General features: G+C 71.9%; 17 protein-coding genes. 13 read left to right on the plus strand and 4 right to left on the minus strand.

Going from position 1 to position 15,047, the window contains the following annotated elements:
* Positions 1-3 precede the first annotated feature (3 nt).
* From AB4030_RS03315 to AB4030_RS03345, 7 genes are all read left to right on the plus strand, one after another.
* Entirely contained in the window at positions 4-414 is a 411-nt protein-coding gene (locus AB4030_RS03315; RefSeq protein WP_442277760.1) for a hypothetical protein, read from the plus strand.
* Positions 415-458: 44 nt separating this feature from the next.
* The gene (locus AB4030_RS03320; protein WP_442277761.1) at positions 459-1,931 is read left to right on the plus strand and encodes a sensor histidine kinase; all 1,473 of its coding nucleotides are present in this window, start codon (positions 459-461) and stop codon (positions 1,929-1,931) included.
* Positions 1,928-2,548 (plus strand): response regulator, encoded by a 621-nt coding sequence (locus tag AB4030_RS03325; RefSeq protein WP_442277762.1) that lies wholly within the window; start codon positions 1,928-1,930, stop codon positions 2,546-2,548. Before AB4030_RS03320 ends, AB4030_RS03325 begins: the two co-directional genes overlap by 4 nt.
* Positions 2,549-2,641: 93 nt before the next feature.
* Positions 2,642-3,148: a DUF4825 domain-containing protein gene (locus AB4030_RS03330; RefSeq protein WP_442277763.1), complete on the plus strand. Its 507-nt coding sequence runs from the start codon at positions 2,642-2,644 to the stop codon at positions 3,146-3,148.
* Between the two features lie 159 nt (positions 3,149-3,307).
* A complete protein-coding gene (locus AB4030_RS03335) occupies positions 3,308-4,117 on the plus strand; it encodes an amino acid ABC transporter substrate-binding protein (protein WP_442277764.1) in 810 nt (269 codons plus the stop codon).
* 49 nt (positions 4,118-4,166) lie between these two features.
* A complete protein-coding gene (locus tag AB4030_RS03340; protein ID WP_442277765.1) occupies positions 4,167-4,835 on the plus strand; it encodes an amino acid ABC transporter permease in 669 nt (222 codons plus the stop codon).
* Positions 4,832-5,623, plus strand: coding sequence for an amino acid ABC transporter ATP-binding protein (locus AB4030_RS03345; protein ID WP_442277766.1), 792 nt, complete (start codon positions 4,832-4,834; stop codon positions 5,621-5,623). The genes AB4030_RS03340 and AB4030_RS03345 overlap by 4 nt, the downstream gene beginning before the upstream one ends.
* Positions 5,624-5,668: 45 nt before the next feature.
* Here AB4030_RS03345 and AB4030_RS03350 read toward each other — a convergent pair whose 3' ends face one another.
* On the minus strand, positions 5,669-6,388 hold the full coding sequence (locus AB4030_RS03350; protein WP_442277767.1) for an SGNH/GDSL hydrolase family protein: 720 nt from the start codon (positions 6,386-6,388) through the stop codon (positions 5,669-5,671).
* A gap of 113 nt (positions 6,389-6,501) precedes the next feature.
* On the opposite strand from AB4030_RS03350, the gene AB4030_RS03355 reads away from it, so the two are divergent.
* The 3 genes from AB4030_RS03355 (at position 6,502) to AB4030_RS03365 (ending at position 10,263) form a co-directional block, all read left to right on the plus strand.
* Positions 6,502-7,680 carry a cystathionine gamma-synthase gene (locus tag AB4030_RS03355; RefSeq protein ID WP_442277768.1) on the plus strand — a complete coding sequence of 393 codons (1,179 nt, stop codon included), beginning with the start codon at positions 6,502-6,504 and terminating at the stop codon, positions 7,678-7,680.
* Positions 7,681-7,700: 20 nt separating this feature from the next.
* Positions 7,701-9,062, plus strand: coding sequence for a glutamate mutase L (locus AB4030_RS03360; protein WP_442277769.1), 1,362 nt, complete (start codon positions 7,701-7,703; stop codon positions 9,060-9,062).
* Between the two features lie 211 nt (positions 9,063-9,273).
* On the plus strand, positions 9,274-10,263 hold the full coding sequence (locus AB4030_RS03365) for a hypothetical protein (RefSeq protein ID WP_442277770.1): 990 nt from the start codon (positions 9,274-9,276) through the stop codon (positions 10,261-10,263).
* Positions 10,264-10,527: 264 nt separating this feature from the next.
* Here the strand turns inward: AB4030_RS03365 and greA are convergent, their stop codons facing one another.
* Both greA and AB4030_RS03375 read right to left on the minus strand, forming a co-directional pair.
* Complete coding sequence (gene greA / locus AB4030_RS03370; RefSeq protein WP_442277771.1) at positions 10,528-11,013, minus strand: transcription elongation factor GreA; 486 nt, start codon at positions 11,011-11,013, stop codon at positions 10,528-10,530.
* A 198-nt stretch (positions 11,014-11,211) separates the two neighbouring features.
* Complete coding sequence (locus tag AB4030_RS03375) at positions 11,212-11,583, minus strand: DUF4307 domain-containing protein (protein ID WP_442277772.1); 372 nt, start codon at positions 11,581-11,583, stop codon at positions 11,212-11,214.
* 178 nt (positions 11,584-11,761) lie between these two features.
* Between AB4030_RS03375 and mca the strand changes: the two genes are divergently transcribed.
* Together mca and AB4030_RS03385 are read left to right on the plus strand one after the other, a co-directional pair.
* Complete coding sequence (gene mca, locus AB4030_RS03380; protein WP_442277773.1) at positions 11,762-12,808, plus strand: mycothiol conjugate amidase Mca; 1,047 nt, start codon at positions 11,762-11,764, stop codon at positions 12,806-12,808.
* Entirely contained in the window at positions 12,805-13,155 is a 351-nt protein-coding gene (locus AB4030_RS03385; RefSeq protein ID WP_442277774.1) for a hypothetical protein, read from the plus strand. The genes mca and AB4030_RS03385 overlap by 4 nt, the downstream gene beginning before the upstream one ends.
* An 80-nt stretch (positions 13,156-13,235) precedes the next feature.
* Here AB4030_RS03385 and trhA read toward each other — a convergent pair whose 3' ends face one another.
* A complete protein-coding gene (gene trhA / locus AB4030_RS03390; protein WP_442277775.1) occupies positions 13,236-13,946 on the minus strand; it encodes a PAQR family membrane homeostasis protein TrhA in 711 nt (236 codons plus the stop codon).
* A 184-nt stretch (positions 13,947-14,130) separates the two neighbouring features.
* Here trhA and AB4030_RS03395 point away from each other — a divergent pair, with 184 nt between their 5' ends.
* Positions 14,131-14,892: an isoprenyl transferase gene (locus AB4030_RS03395; RefSeq protein WP_442277776.1), complete on the plus strand. Its 762-nt coding sequence runs from the start codon at positions 14,131-14,133 to the stop codon at positions 14,890-14,892.
* Positions 14,893-15,047 lie beyond the last annotated feature (155 nt).

A 15,047-nucleotide genomic window follows, 5' to 3' on the forward strand; every position in this document is an offset into this window, starting at 1 on the left:
CTGATGAGACGCCTCACCATCGCCGCAGCCGCGGTCGCCGCCCTCGTGCCGGCCATCCTCGGCCTCGTCGGCAACAGCTCCTTCGCCCAGAGCGTCCCGGCCCGGGTGCCTGCGTCCGCCCAGGTCGTCCCCGAGGCCGGTGACGACAATCCCCACACAGGCACGCCGGTGGCCACGCCCACGGCCACCCGCACCACCGAGGCCGGCGACGACCACGGCGGTGACCGTCCGCGCGACTCCCGGACCGAGGCCGGCGACGACCACGGCGGAGACCGGCCGCGCGACTCCCGGACCGAGGCCGGCGACGACCACGGTGGCCGGGTGGTCACGACGGGCTCTACGTCCTCGCGGTCGTCCGGCTCGCACACATCGGGTGGCCACGGCTCCGACGACTCGGGCGGGGACGACCACTGACCAGCCGGCGCCCCGACCGCACAGGCACCACCGACACGGTCCCGGTGCCTGTGACGGCGGCGCGCTCCGGGGAACCCCAGTCCCCGGAGGCGCCGCGCGCCGTCGGCGGGCGTGACCACCACGACCATCCTGACCTCCCCCCGTGGTGGACGCTCGCCGACGGCGTCACGCCGGCGCCCGCGCGACCGCTGCCCAGCCGCCGCCGGATGGTCGTGCAGCTCGGGATCGCAGCGCTCGCCGTGTTCGTCGTCGTCRTCGTGGGCGCGTCGTTCGCGGCGAGCCGCCTCGCCGAGCGCGAGGCCGTCAACGACGCGGCCCACACGACGAACCTGCTGGCGCTCGCCGTGGTGCAGCCCGTCCTCCAGGACGCCCTGCTCAGCGGTGACGCGGCGGCCTACGACACGCTCGACCAGGTGGTGCGCGAGCGGGTGCTGCCCAACGGCATCGTCCGGGTCAAGCTGTGGGCGCCCGACGGTCGCATCGTCTACGCCGACGAGGCACGCCTCGTCGGCCAGCAGTTCACGCTGGGAGACGACCAGCGGGCGACCCTCGCACAGCCCCAGACCCGTGCGGAGGTGTCCGACCTGAACCGCTCGGAGAACGAGTTCGAGCGTTACGGCGGCAAGCTGCTCGAGGTCTACCGCCCGGTCTGGACACCGTCGGGCTCCGAGCTGCTCTTCGAGGTCTACGGCGACTACGGGCCCGTCAGCGCGCGGGCGTTCGACCTCTGGCGCGGCCTCGCGGGGGTGCTCGCGAGCAGCCTGCTGCTCCTGCTCGTCCTCATGGCCCCGATCATCTGGCGCCTGCTCGACCGGCTCGCTGCCGCCCAGGCGCAGCGCGAGTCCGTGCTGCGGGCGTCCGTCGAGGCGTCGGCCCGCGAGCGGCGGCGGATCGCCGCGGACCTGCACGACGGACCGGTTCAGGACCTCGTCGCGAGCTCGCTCGCGGTCAGTGGCGCCGCCGAGTCGGCTCGGGCGGACGGGCGAGCCCGCCTCGCCTCGACGGTCACGGACGCTGCCTCGACCGTGCGCGCCAGCGTCGCGAGCCTGCGCTCGCTCCTCGTCGACATCTACCCGGAGCGGCTTGCCGACGCCGGGCTCGCGGCTGCCGTCGCCGACCTCGCGCGGCCCCTCGCGGGCCGCGGCATCGACGTCGTGGTCGACGTCGACGAGGCGCAGGCCGCTCGCCTCGGAGAGCCCGCTCAGCAGGTGGCGCACCGCGTGGCCCGCGAGTGCCTGCGCAACGTCGTGCGCCACGCGGACGCGCGGCACGTCGTCGTCCGGCTCGCGGCCGCAGACGCCGCCGACCCGTCCGATCCCCGTCGCCCCGTCGTGCTGGGCGTCACGGACGACGGCGTCGGCCTCGACCCCGCACGCCTGCCTCGGGCCGAGGGACACTTCGGCGTACGCGTGCTCGCGGACCTCGCGACCGACGTCGGGGCCGTCCTGCGGGTCCGGTCCGCGCCGGGGCTCGGCACGCAATGGCAGCTGGCACTACCCGTGGAGGGGGACCGATGACGACCGTCGTCGTCGTGGACGACCACCGGCTCGTGCGCGCCGGGCTGCGCACCATCATCGACGCGAGCGGCGACCTCCGCGTCGTCGGAGAGGCGGCCGACGGCGCCGAGGCCGTGACGGTCGTCGCTGAGGTGGCTCCTGACGTCGTCCTCATGGACCTGTCGATGCCCGGTGTCGGCGGCATCGAGGCGATCCGACGGCTCCGAGCCTTCGGTGCCACGTCACCCGTCGTCGTGCTCACGTCCTTCGCCGAGGCCGACCGGGTGCGCGACGCCGTCGAGGCCGGCGCCATCGGCTACCTGCTCAAGGACAGTGAGCCCGGTGACGTCCTCGACGCCGTTCGAGCCGCGGCGGCCGGGCACGCCCCGCTCGACCCCCGCGTCGCGCGGGCCCTGCTGCCATCGGCCGATCGGCGCCGGCCCGGCCCGGCGCTCAGCGACCGCGAACGCGAGGTGCTCGCCCACGTCGCGCGCGGCCTGGCGAACAAGCAGGTCGCCCGCGCCCTCGGCATCAGCGAGCGCACGGTCAAGGTGCACCTGGGCAACGTCTTCCGTCAGATCGGGGTCGGCGACCGCACGTCTGCTGCGCTGTGGGCCCGCGACCACGGGATCGGCTGAGGCGCCGCGGCCGTCGGCCGGAACCGGAGGAGCGCGCCCTCCGTCCGTGCACTGCAGCGTGCCGGTCCCGGCACCGCGAAGGGAGGCTCGCCCGTGGTCCACGTGGCCCGCACCGTCCGCAGCACCCTCGGTGCCCTCGTGCTCGGCGCGGTCGCGCTGGCCGGCTGCACCACGGCCGACCCGGACGCCCCGGGCGCAGGACCGTCTGCGGCGGTCGGGGCAGACGCCCGCGCGCAGGCCCTGTGGGCCCATCGGACGGCATACGTCGGCGACAACTCCAAGGTCATCGCGCTCGTCGGCGACGCCGGGTTCGGTCCCGCGGGCACCTACACGCTCTCGTTGTGGACGACGAGTCAGCCGTATGCCGTGACGATCGCCGTCACCGACCCGGCGAAGCCGTTCGAGACGACGGACTACAGCGGCGCGGCCACGCTGCTCCTCGGGACCGTGGCCAACCTCGACGCCGTGCACGTCACGTCCGGGGGACGGACCTACACCCTGGCGGCCCGGGAGGCGACGGCCCGACTCGGGCACGACGTCAAGAGCCTCGGCACCGACCGCGCGGCGTTGGTCGGCTACCTGCGGTCGCTGCAGGACTGAGAGCGCGGCACGAGCGACACGCCGGGTGGGAATGCCGGCGGCCGTTGAGCGGTTGGCACGCGATGGACGGATCGACACTGGATTATGCCCATCCAAAGATGGGCTTATAGGTTGACGGCCGTCCATCCCCATCCAGCCGATCCACCAGGAAGTACCGCCATGCGTTCGAGGTCCGTCCTCACCGTCCTGTTCACCGCGCTCGTCGCCGCGGTCCTCGCCGCGTGCAGCACCACGAGCGGCGGGTCGGGCGGCGGGTCCGACCTCCAGGCCGTCAAGAGCGCCGGGGTGCTGCGCGTCGCCACCGAGGGCACGTACTCGCCGTTCTCGTTCCACGACCCGAAGACGAACGCCCTGACCGGCTACGACGTCGAGGTCGCCAAGGCCGTCGCCGACAAGCTCGGCGTCAAGGTGGAGTACGTCGAGACCCCGTGGGACGCCATCTTCGCCGGTCTCGCGGCCGACCGTTACGACGTCGTCGTCAACCAGGTGACGAAGAACCCCGAGCGGGCCGGCCTCTACGGCCTCAGCTCCACCTACACGTGGTCCGAAGGTGTCATCGCGACCCGCGCGACCGACTCGTCGGTCACCTCTCTCGCTGCCCTCAAGGGCAAGAAGTCCGCGCAGAGCCTGACGAGCAACTGGGCCAAGGTCGCCAAGGACGCCGGCGCCCAGGTCGAGTCGGTCGAGGGCTTCACCCAGGCCATCACCCTGCTCAAGCAGTCGCGCGTCGACGCCACGGTCAACGACAGCCTCGCCGTCCTCGACTACCAGAAGTCCACGGGCGACCAGACCGTCAAGATCTCCGGCAAGACGGGCGACGTCTCCGAGCAGGTCGTCGCGACCCGCAAGGGCTCCGACCTCGTCGCAGCGGTCGACAAGGCGCTCGGCGACCTCAAGGCCGACGGCACGCTCAAGAAGCTGTCCGAGAAGTACTTCGGCAGCGACGTCACCGTGAAGCCGACCGCGTGACCGGCACGACGCGCTCGACCGGCACGACACACCGGGCGAGGTGGGTGTCGTGAACGAGCAGACGACCCAGCTCATCCTCGACTCGCTGGGGCCGCTGCTGCGGGCCACGGTCACCATGACCATCCCGCTGACGATCATCAGCTTCGTCCTCGGCCTCGTCGTGGCCCTCGCGGTCGCCCTCATGCGGCTGTCCAGGGTGCGCGTCGTGTCGGGGATCGCCCGCTTCTACATCTCGGTGATCCGCGGCACGCCCCTGCTGCTGCAGCTGTTCATCATCTTCTACGGCCTGCCCGCCCTCGGGGTGCAGTTCGACCCCTTTCCCGCGGCGGTCCTCGCCTTCACCCTCAACGTCGGCGGGTACGCCGCGGAGGTCATCCGCTCGGCGATCCTCTCCGTGCCGAAGGGGCAGTGGGAGGCGGCCTCGACCGTCGGGATGGGCTACGTCACGACCCTGAGTCGAGTCGTCCTGCCGCAGGCGGCGCGCACCGCCGTGCCGCCGTTGTCCAACACCCTCATCTCGCTCGTCAAGGACACCTCGCTCGCGTCGACCATCCAGGTCACCGAGCTGCTGCGCGTGGCCCAGGAAGCGGCGGCGCCGACGTACCAGTTCTTCGCCCTCTACGGCGTCGCCGCCGTCTATTACTGGGTCGTCTGCCTCGTGCTCTCCTTCGGCCAGTCCCGCCTCGAGCACCGACAGAACAGGTACGTCGCCGCATGAGCGAGCTATCGATCGACCCCCAGCCGAAAAGCCGACCCCTCGTGTCCGTCTCGGGCCTGGCGAAGTCGTTCGGGGACCACACGGTGCTCCGGTCCATCGACTTCGAGGTGGCGCCGGGCAGCGTCACGGTGCTCATCGGCCCGTCAGGCTCCGGCAAGACGACGGTCCTCCGGTCGCTCAATGCGCTGGACGTGGCCGACGCGGGCACGGTTCGCATCGGTGACGTGGAGGTGGATTTCGGGCGACGGCCGGTGACGAAGGGCCAGGTCGCGACGCTCCGCGCTCAGAGCGGCATGGTGTTCCAGGCGCATCACCTCTTCCCGCACCTGACCGTCCTCGAGAACGTCACGTCGGGGCCCGTGCTGGCAAAACGGCGGAGCCGGGCTGAGGCCGACGCCGAGGGACGCGAGCTCCTCCGCGTCGTCGGGCTCGGGGACCGGGCCGACGCGTACCCGTACCAGCTGTCCGGCGGCCAGCAACAGCGCGTGGGCATCGCCCGCGCCCTGGCGATCCGGCCGAAGCTCATGCTCTTCGACGAGCCGACCTCGGCGCTCGACCCCGAACTCGTCGGTGAGGTGCTCACGGTCATGAAGGACCTTGCGGCACAAGGCTGGACGATGGTCGTCGTCACCCACGAGATCCGCTTCGCCCAGCAGGTGGCGGACCAGGTGCTCTTCATGGACGGCGGCGTCATCGTCGAGCGCGGCACCCCGGACGAGGTGCTGACGCGCCCGCAGACCGAGCGCGCCCGCCAGTTCCTCCACCGCATCCTCGACCCGCTCGACTGAGCGACGGATCGACTGAGCGACTGATCGACTGATCGACCGACCAGCTCAGGGGCGAGTCAGCAACCCGGCCCGCTCGACCGCCCGCTCGACGATCGTCGCGAGCTCGGCGTAGCCGTGGTCGTTCGGGTGGAACTTGTCCGAGGCGAGGCGGCCACGCCAGGAGCGCGGCCCGTCGCGCCGGATGTCGACGAGGACCAGCCGTCCGGACTCGGCGCGCTTGCGGAGCATGGCATCGATGGCCCGGGCCTCACGGTGCGGGTTGGGCAGGTTCGCCACGACGGTGTGCTGCGGCAGCAGGTCGAGCATCCGGTTGAAGCGCTCGGCGAGCCCGCGGCGGTGGCGGCGCACCACGATGTCGTTCGAGCCGATGATGACGGTGACGAGCGCCGCCGGCGTTCCCTCCGCCGTCAGCGCCTCGAGCACGGGCAGCTGTCGGTCGAGGAGGTCCTCGACACGGGCGCCGTTGACACCGAGGTTGACGAGGCGGTGGTCCCAGCCGCGCGCGACGAGACGCCCGCTCAGCTGCCCGACCCAGCCGCGGTCGGGGGCGCTCGCGCCGATGCCCTGGGTCATGGAGTCGCCGAGGGCCACCCAGAGCGGCCCGCGACCCGAGGCCGCGACGCGGTTGTGGGACTCCCACCACACGGCATACGGCTGCACCTGCTCCTGGACGGCGCGGACGGCGGGGACGAGGGTCGACAACGTCGAGACCACCGGGCCGCGGGGTCGGTGGCTGTGGTTCGAGTAGTCGAAGTCGTACACCACGTCGGCAGCATCTCAGACCTGGATGTGACCGAGGCCGAAACCGCGGTCGCGGGGGCGGCGTGCGCCGGTGGGGGCTGGCGGCGGTCCGGATGCCAGGGCATAGGCTCGTCCCCATGTCTGACGAGCACGGCTTCTCCACGCGCGCCATCCACGCCGGCCAGGAGGCCGACGCCCTGACGGGTGCGGTGGTGACCCCGATCTACCAGGTCTCGACCTACAAGCAGGACGGCATCGGCGGCTTCCGCAGCGGCTACGAGTACAGCCGGTCGGCCAACCCGACCCGCACCGCGCTCGAGGAGTGCATCGCCGCGCTCGAGGGCGGCAGCCGCGGGTTCGCCTTCGCCTCCGGCCTGGCGGGGCAGGACACCGTCGCCCGCGCCCTGCTCGTCCCGGGCGACCACGTCGTCGTCCCCGACGACGCCTACGGTGGCACCTACCGCTACTTCAACAAGGTCGCGAGGCCGCAGGGCATCGAGCACTCCATCGCGAACATGGGCGACGTCGAGGCCGTCCGCGCCGCGATCCGTCCCGGGCAGACGAAGCTGGTGTGGGTCGAGACGCCGACCAACCCGCTGCTCGGCATCGCCGACATCGAGGCCATCGCCGCGATCGCGCACGAGGCCGGCGCCGCGCTCGTCGTCGACAACACCTTCGCGACGGCCTACCTCCAGAGCCCGCTCGCGCTCGGCGCCGACATCGTGACGCACTCGACGACGAAGTACTCCGGCGGCCACAGTGACGTCGTCGGCGGCGCCGTCGTGACGGCCAAGACCATCACGGTCCCCGGCTACGAGGACGCCGAGGAGCGAATCGCCTTCCACCAGAACAGCATCGGCGGAGTGGCCGGACCGTTCGACTCATGGCTGACGCTCCGCGGCCTCAAGACGCTCGCCATCCGCATGGAGCGCCACTGCGACAACGCCGAGAAGGTCGTCGAGTTCCTCGAGAGCCACGACGGCGTCTCGCAGGTGCTCTACCCGGGCCTGCCCGGGCACGCCAACCACGACGTCGCCGCGCGCCAGATGAAGCGGTTCGGCGGCATGGTGAGCTTCCGGATGCGCCGCGGCGAGGACGCTGCCGTCAAGACGTGCGCTGCGGTCAGCCTCTGGACCCTCGGCGAGTCCCTCGGCGGCGTCGAGTCGCTCATCGAGCACCCGGGGCGCATGACCCACGCGAGCGTCGCCGGCACGGAGCTCGAGGTGCCTTCGGACCTCATCAGGCTCTCGGTCGGCATCGAGGACGTCGACGACCTCATCGCCGACCTGCGCGAGGCGCTCGACATCCACGGCTGAGCCGCCAGAGCCACCGTCGCGTGACGATCCTCGCAGTCGACTTCGGGTCGACGTTCACCAAGGGCGCCCTCATCGCGGACGACGGCACGGTGCTGGGCACGGCGTCGACGCCGACGACGGGCGTTCAGGGCGGGGGCGACATCCTCGACGGTTACCGATCGCTGCGCGCCGAGCTCGAGGTGCCCGACGACGCGACCGTGCGGGCGTGCTCCAGCGCCGGTGGCGGGCTGCGGCTCGCGGTCGTCGGCTACGAACGCACCGTCACCGCCGAGGCCGGGCACCGCGTGGGGCTGTCGGCGGGCGCGAAGGTCGTCCACGTCGCCAGCGGTGAGCTGACGACGGCCGACGTGGCAGGCGTCAGGGCGTCGCGCCCGGACATCATCCTGCTCGTCGGGGGCACCGACGGCGGCAACCGCAACGTCCTGCTGCACAACGCTGCCCGGCTCGCCAAGGGGGCCATCGGCGGTCACGGCGCGCACACCGTCCCGGTGGTCGTGGCCGGCAACCTCGAGGTGCGGGACGAGGCCGCAGCGATCCTGGAGACCGCCGGCCGCCCGACCGTCCCGGCCGACAACGTCCTCCCGCAGATCGGCGTCATCGCGCCGGAGTCCGCCAGGGCCGCGATTCGCGACGCCTTCCTGCGCCACGTCATCGGCGGCAAGGGCTTGTCGCGCGACCCGGCCTTCGCCGCGATGGTCGAGGCCGCGACCCCCGACGTCGTGCTGCGTGGTGTCGAGGTGCTGGCATCGGTGACCGACGGTGACGTGCTCGTCGTCGATGTCGGCGGTGCGACGACCGACGTCTACTCGTGCCTGACCCCCGGAGGCGAGGAGGCCACGCTGCGCAAGGACGTCGTCGCCCCGCTCTGGCACGCCCGCACCGTCGAGGGTGACCTCGGTCTGCGGTGGAACGCCGAGCACGTCATCGAGGCGGCCGCCGCCGAGCACCTCCTCGACGCGGTGGGCGACCCCGCGGCCCTGACGGCGTATGCCGCTCGCGTCCACGAGCGCCCCGGCTCGCTCCCCGCCGACGACGTCGAGCGGGGCCACGACCTCGAGCTGGCGCGGCTCGCGGCTCTGGTCGCGGTCCGCCGGCACGCCCGCCCCGCCCAGCCGACCGAGTCGGCCCGTCCGCTCGCCGACGTGAGGGTCCTCGTCGGGTCCGGGGGAGTGCTGCGCCATGCCGACGCCGCCGGCCGCGACCACGTGCTGGGCGCGATCCTGGCCGACCACGCCGGTGGCTGGAAGGTGCCGCGCGCGGCGCGCGCGACGGTCGACACGGCATACCTGCTCTTCGCCGCAGGCCTCCTCGCCATCCCCGACGCGACCACGTCAGGCGCCCCCGCGCTCGCCCGCACCGTGGCCACCCAAACCCTCCCTTAACCGTCGAGAGGCCACGTGTGGTCGCCTCGTAACCGTCGAAAGGCCACGTGTGGTCGCCTCCCAACCGTCGAAAGGCCACGTGTGGTCGCCTCCGCGCCGACGAGTGGCCACGCGGCTCGGCCATCCACACCTCTGGGACGATCCGCCCTCCCATCCACAGGCTCACTCAGGCACCTGTCGCACCAGCCCGCCTTTCGTCCATCGTCCCCGTATGGATCCCGCGCCTCTGCCCGACGACCTGACGACCCGTCCCTTCCTGGCCTCGGAGGCCCTCGCATTGGGTCTGACGCGCCGGCGACTCCGGGCGCAGGACCTGTGGACGCCCACTCGGGGCGTTCGATCCGTGGAACTGCCGACGACCGTCCTCGAACAAGCGCGGAGCTTCGCCGCCGCGGCGCCCGAGGACTTCGCCTTCTCACATGTGACCGCCGCCCAGCTGCTGGGCATCCCGCTTCCGTATGCCGTCGAGGCCGACTGCATGGTCCACATCGTCACGCCCACCGCAGCCAACCGCATCCGAAGGCCGGAGGTTCGCGGCCACCGCGGGCTGGAGAGCCGTGAGGTCGTCGACGTGCAGGGCCTGCCCGTCGTGGCGCCCGCCGACACCTGGGTCGATCTCGGTGAGTTCGTCGGTCCGGGCCGCCCCGTCGGCCTCGACGACCTCGTCGTCGCGGGCGACGCGGTGGCCAACCTCGTCGGCGGAACTGCGCCGCTGCGTCGCGCGGTCGAGCGGCGTGTCCGGCCTCGCGGCAAGGTGACGCTCACCTACGCGATTCCTCGGATCAGGGTGGGCTCCTGGTCGCCCATGGAGACCCGGAGCCGGCTCATGGTGATGCGAGCCGGACTTCCCGAACCCCTGCTCAACGAGGATGTCGTCAGTCACGCAGGTCTGTGGTTGGGGTGCGGGGACCTCGTGTGGCTCGAGCAGCGGGTGGTCGGCGAGTACCAGGGCGTGGAGTTCCACTCGCGGTCGCTGGACAAGCGCCACGACGACGTCCGGGTCGAGGACATCGAGCGCGGTGACTGGGTGGTGGTCGAGATCCTGGCGCACCACGTCTTCGACCGTCAGCACCGGGCGGCCAAGCTGTGGGAGCTCGCCGGTCACCTGGGCGTCAACCCACACGTCCTGGACATCATGGCGGCGGAACCGCAGTTCCTGGCACCGGCGCAGTTCGCACGGCCCAGGCGCCGACGCTCGTAGCTGGCACACCCCTGGCGGTGCGGCCACACGTGGCCTTTCGACGGTAGCGGTGCGGCCACACGTGGCCTTTCGACGGTGGCGGTGCGGCCACACGTGGCCTTTCGACGGTGGCGAGGCGGCCACACGTGGCCTTTCGACGGTGGCGAGGCGGCCACACGTGGCCTTTCGACGGTTGAAAGGGGTGAGATTTGGGGGAGGTAGGGGAACGGGCCGGGTCCCCAGGTGCTGGGGAGCCGGCCCGTTTCCGTCAGGCGGGGGCGGTGCTCAGCCGGTGTAGGGCTTCGCGGCGATGATCTTGACCCCGATGGTCTTGCCGTTGGGGGCCTCGTAGCTCGTCTCGTCTCCGACGCTCTTGCCGTTGATGGCGGCGCCCATGGCGGACTTCTCGGAGAAGACCTGCAGGTCGGAGCCGTCGGCGATCTCGCGGTTGCCGAGCAGGAAGGTCTCCTCGTCGCCGAAGATCTCGACCGTCACGAGCATGCCGGGCTCGACGACACCGTCGTCGGGGGGCGTCTCGCCGATGGTCGCGTTGTGGAGCAGCTCGGTGAGCTGGCGGATGCGGGCCTCCATCTTGCCCTGCTCCTCGCGGGCGGCGTGGTAGCCGCCGTTCTCCTTGAGGTCGCCCTCCTCGCGGGCCTCCTCGATCTTGCGTGCGATCTCGAGGCGACCTTCGCCCGTGAGCTGGTCGAGCTCCGCCTTGAGGCGGTCATGGGCCTCCTGGGTCAGGAAGCCAGCGGCAGTCTCGGTCACGGTTGTCACTCCTTGGATGAACAGCGCCCACGCGGTGCTCCGCGTGGGCGCCTGCACAAAAAGAAGGGTCCGAACGGCGATGTCGTCAACTCATATGCCGGTCGGCGACGGGTCCGGACCCTGGGATGAAGCAACAAGGATAACAAAATGAACGGCGAAGATGCAGTTCACGGCACTTTTGGTCGCCGTCGACGCCGGTCAGGAGCAGGTCTTGACCTGGCCCGTCACGGCCCGGGACGTCGTGCGCAGGACGGCCGACTGGGTCGTGGTCTCGTCGGCGCTCGCCGGCACGTGCACCGTGCTCGTGCCGACCGGTGCGAAGTCCCGCGCCAGCGCCTCGACCGTGCACGTCAGGGCCCGGCCGCCCGGCCGGTAGACCTCGAAGTCGACGCGCACCTGCTGGTCGCTGACCACCTTGTAGCCCAGCGTCTCCCAGCTCGGCAGGCCGAGGGTCGAGGAGAGTCCGAACCAGATGGCGAGGCCGACACCGGCGAGGATGCCGACCGTGCCGATGACCCACCACTTCAGCTGGCCGGGGGCGGGGCGGGGCAGGGTCGGGCGGGACGGCATACGAGGTCCTGGCGGTTCGAGCCCGCGCGTCGAGGGGCGCGGGGGAGTGAGAGGATGGCAGACGGGTCCAGTCTCTCCCATGGCACCACGGGAGACGCACCGACCCGGGCGCCGGAGGCATCGGGAACCCCCGACCGCGCGCCCCAACCACCGACACTGCAGACGAACAGGGAGCCACGTGGCCGAGGGCATGCGTTTGATGGCGGTGCACGCGCACCCCGACGACGAGTCGAGCAAGGGCGCCGCGACGACGGCCAAGTACGTCGCCGAGGGCGCGTCAGTTCTGGTCGTGTCGTGCACGGGCGGGGAGCGCGGCGACATCCTCAACGAGAAGCTCAAGGACGACCCGCACATCCTGCGCGACATCGCGCAGGTGCGGCGCGACGAGATGAAGGCTGCGCAGGAGGTGCTCGGCTGCGAGCACCAGTGGCTCGGCTTCGTCGACTCCGGCCTGCCCGAGGGTGATCCGCTGCCGCCGCTGCCCGACGGCTGCTTCGCCCTCGAGGACATCGACGTCACCACTGAGGCGCTCGTGCGGGTCATCCGCGCGTGGCGCCCGCACGTCATGACGACCTACGACGAGAAGGGTGGCTACCCCCACCCCGACCACATCATGTGCCACACGGTGTCGATGGCGGCCTTCGAGGCGGCCGGCGACCCGACCCGCTACCCGCAGGCCGGCGAGCCCTGGCAGCCGCTCAAGATCTACTACAACGGCGGCTGGTCCAAGCCGCGGCTCGAGGCGATCCACGACGCCATGCTCGTCGAGGGGCTCGAGAGCCCGTATGCCGAGTGGCTGGCCAACTGGAAGCCGCGCCGTTCGGGCCTGCCCACGACGACGATCGCGTGCGGCGAGTACTTCGAGACGCGTGACCGGGCGCTCCTGGCCCATGCGACGCAGGTCGACCCGGACGGTTTCTGGTTCCAGGTGCCCCTCGAGATCCAGCGTCGCGTCTGGGGTGTCGAGGAGTTCGAGGCGGCCCTGTCGTACGTGCCGATCGTCGAGGGCGAGGACGACCTCTTCGCCGGCCTCGGCTCACCGGACGAGGCCGACGCGCTCGCGACCCGGCCCGACCTCGAGCTCGTCCACGACGGACGCATCAACGAGGAGCCCGAGGTCGAGGAGGGCGAGATGGAGCACGGCCGCGCTCGTGGCGACAGCTCCGAGACGCACGCCGACGAGGACGACAGCGAGCTCGGGTCCGAGAAGGTGCGCGCCCGATGAACGGCGGCGGCAACCTCCCGGTCGGCCCCGGCATCTGGGGCTTCATCGCCTTCTTCGTGCTGGCGGTGGCGCTGTGGTTCCTCGTGCGCAACATGAACAACCGTCTGCGGCGGATGGCCTACCGCGACCGAGACCGCGCCGAGGAGTTCGCGGCCAACGCCGAGGTCGACGGCTCCAGGCGCGGGGCAGCCACGCCAGCCACGCCAGCCACGCCAGCCACGCCAGCCGAGCCGACCACGCCGGCCGAGCCGACCACGCCGGCCGAGCCGGCCACGCCTGCCGAGCCCGGCGGCCCGGCCGAGGCGGGGGACGACCCCGACGCGCGCGGCGAGGCCACGCGCCCCTGAGGTCGCGGCACATGGCATACGCCCTCGAACGAGGAACGCCCCGGCAACCTGCCGGGGCGTTCGTCATGACGTGCGGACGCTCAGGTGGCGGCCTGGTAGCCGATCACCGCGAGCGTCACGGCCGCGAAGTGGGTGAGGAAGCCGCCGAGCGTGAAGGCGTGGAAGACCTCGTGGAAGCCGAACCAGCGAGGCCACGGGTTGGGCCGCTTCGTGCCGTAGACGATGCCGCCCGCGGTGTAGAGCAGGCCGCCGAGGCCGATGAGCGAGCCGACGAGCGGACCACCCTGGCGCCAGAACGGCACGACGTAGAAGACCGCGGCCCAGCCGAGCGCGAGGTAGAGCGCGGTGTAGAGCCAGCGCGGCGCGCTGACCCAGAAGACCCGGAAGAGCACCCCGGCGACGGCGGCGCCCCAGATGACCGACAGCAGCAGTCGCGCCTGACCCGTGGGCAGCAGGGTCACCGCGAACGGGGTGTAGGTGCCGGCGATGATGAGGTAGATGTTCGAGTGGTCGAACCGCTTGAGCAGACCTGACATCTTCGGACCCCACGTGCCGCGGTGGTAGACGGCGGAGACGCCGAAGAGCAGGGCCGCGCTGATCGTGAAGATGATCGAGGCGGTGCGCACGGCCCCGGGCTGCGAGACGAGGACGAGGACCAGGCCGCCGACGAGGGCGACGGGGAACATGGCGAGGTGCAGCCAGCCGCGCAGGCGGGGCTTGACGCTCGCGACGAGGTCCGCGATCGGGGCGCTGACCGTCTCCGCGGGGGTGGGGTCGGGACTGGTGCTCATGCCGGGAGTCTAACCTACGCAACCGTAGGTTACGGAAGCGTAGGTTTCGCTGTCCGCGCCGGTCCAGCGCTGCCTCCGCGCCGCCGTGAGGGTCCACGAGGCGGGGGGTACGGTGGGACCGCGGTCGCCCTCGGGCTGCCCAGACCTGACCGACGATGACCGAGCGAGTCGACGAGGAGGCCCCGTGGGGTGGCGCGATGTGGTCTACGGCGCGTACGAGCGCCGAGTCCTCAAGGACCTCCCCAAGGAGGCGCTCCCGCGCCACGTCGCCGTGATGCTCGACGGCAACCGCCGCTGGGCGCGCGCCCGCGGCGCTGGTACGGCGAGTGGTCACCAGGCCGGCGCCGACAAGATCGAGGAGCTGCTCGAATGGTGCCGTGACGCGGGAGTCGAGTACGTCACGCTGTGGCTGCTCTCCACCGACAACCTGCGCCGCGCCGAGGAGGAGCTCGCTCCTCTCCTGAAGATCATCGAGACGGCCGTCGCCGACCTCGCCGAGTCGGGCCACTGGCGGCTCAAGATCGTCGGTGCCCTCGACCTGCTCCCGCCGGAGACCGCCGCGAGCCTCAGCGCCTCGGCGGAGCGCACCCGGGACGTCGAGGGCATGACCGTCAACGTCGCCGTCGGCTACGGCGGTCGACGCGAGATCGCCGACGCCGTCCGCGACCTGCTGCTCGACCGTGCCGCCGCCGGCGAGTCGATCGAGCAGATCGCCGCCGGCCTCACGGTCGAGGACATCGCCGAGCACCTCTACACCAAGGGCCAGCCCGACCCCGACCTCGTCATCCGCACGTCCGGCGAGCAGCGTCTCGGGGGCTTCCTGCTCTGGCAGAGCGCGACGTCGGAGTTCTACTTCTGCGAGGCGTACTGGCCGGACTTCCGTCACGTGGACTTCCTGCGCGCCCTGAGGGCGTATGCCGGCCGGCACCGCCGCTTCGGAGGCTGAGCGGGAGGCTGGCCGGGTGGTCGGCCGGGTGGTGGGCCGGGTGGCCGGCCGGGTGGCCGGCCGGGCGTAGGGGAGTGCTCCCCATTGTCCGGGTTGGCCGGCTTGCGTAGGTTGCGGGTGGGCCGAGACGCCTGGGCACGCAGGGTCGTGCGACA

It is taken from the genome of Terrabacter sp. 2YAF2, from assembly GCF_052114705.1.
Lineage (GTDB): Bacteria > Actinomycetota > Actinomycetes > Actinomycetales > Dermatophilaceae > Terrabacter.

Bases quoted from the DNA above. Each gene is read 5' to 3' on its own strand.
- AB4030_RS03365 (WP_442277770.1), top strand. From the start codon at position 9,274: ATGGATCCCGCGCCTCTGCCCGACGACCTGACGACCCGTCCCTTCCTG.
- AB4030_RS03385 (WP_442277774.1), top strand. From the start codon at position 12,805: ATGAACGGCGGCGGCAACCTCCCGGTCGGCCCCGGCATCTGGGGCTTC.
- AB4030_RS03345 (WP_442277766.1), top strand. From the start codon at position 4,832: ATGAGCGAGCTATCGATCGACCCCCAGCCGAAAAGCCGACCCCTCGTG.
- AB4030_RS03315 (WP_442277760.1), top strand. From the start codon at position 4: ATGAGACGCCTCACCATCGCCGCAGCCGCGGTCGCCGCCCTCGTGCCG.
- AB4030_RS03335 (WP_442277764.1), top strand. From the start codon at position 3,308: ATGCGTTCGAGGTCCGTCCTCACCGTCCTGTTCACCGCGCTCGTCGCC.
- trhA (WP_442277775.1), bottom strand. From the start codon at position 13,946: ATGAGCACCAGTCCCGACCCCACCCCCGCGGAGACGGTCAGCGCCCCG.
- AB4030_RS03375 (WP_442277772.1), bottom strand. From the start codon at position 11,583: ATGCCGTCCCGCCCGACCCTGCCCCGCCCCGCCCCCGGCCAGCTGAAG.
- AB4030_RS03355 (WP_442277768.1), top strand. From the start codon at position 6,502: ATGTCTGACGAGCACGGCTTCTCCACGCGCGCCATCCACGCCGGCCAG.
- AB4030_RS03325 (WP_442277762.1), top strand. From the start codon at position 1,928: ATGACGACCGTCGTCGTCGTGGACGACCACCGGCTCGTGCGCGCCGGG.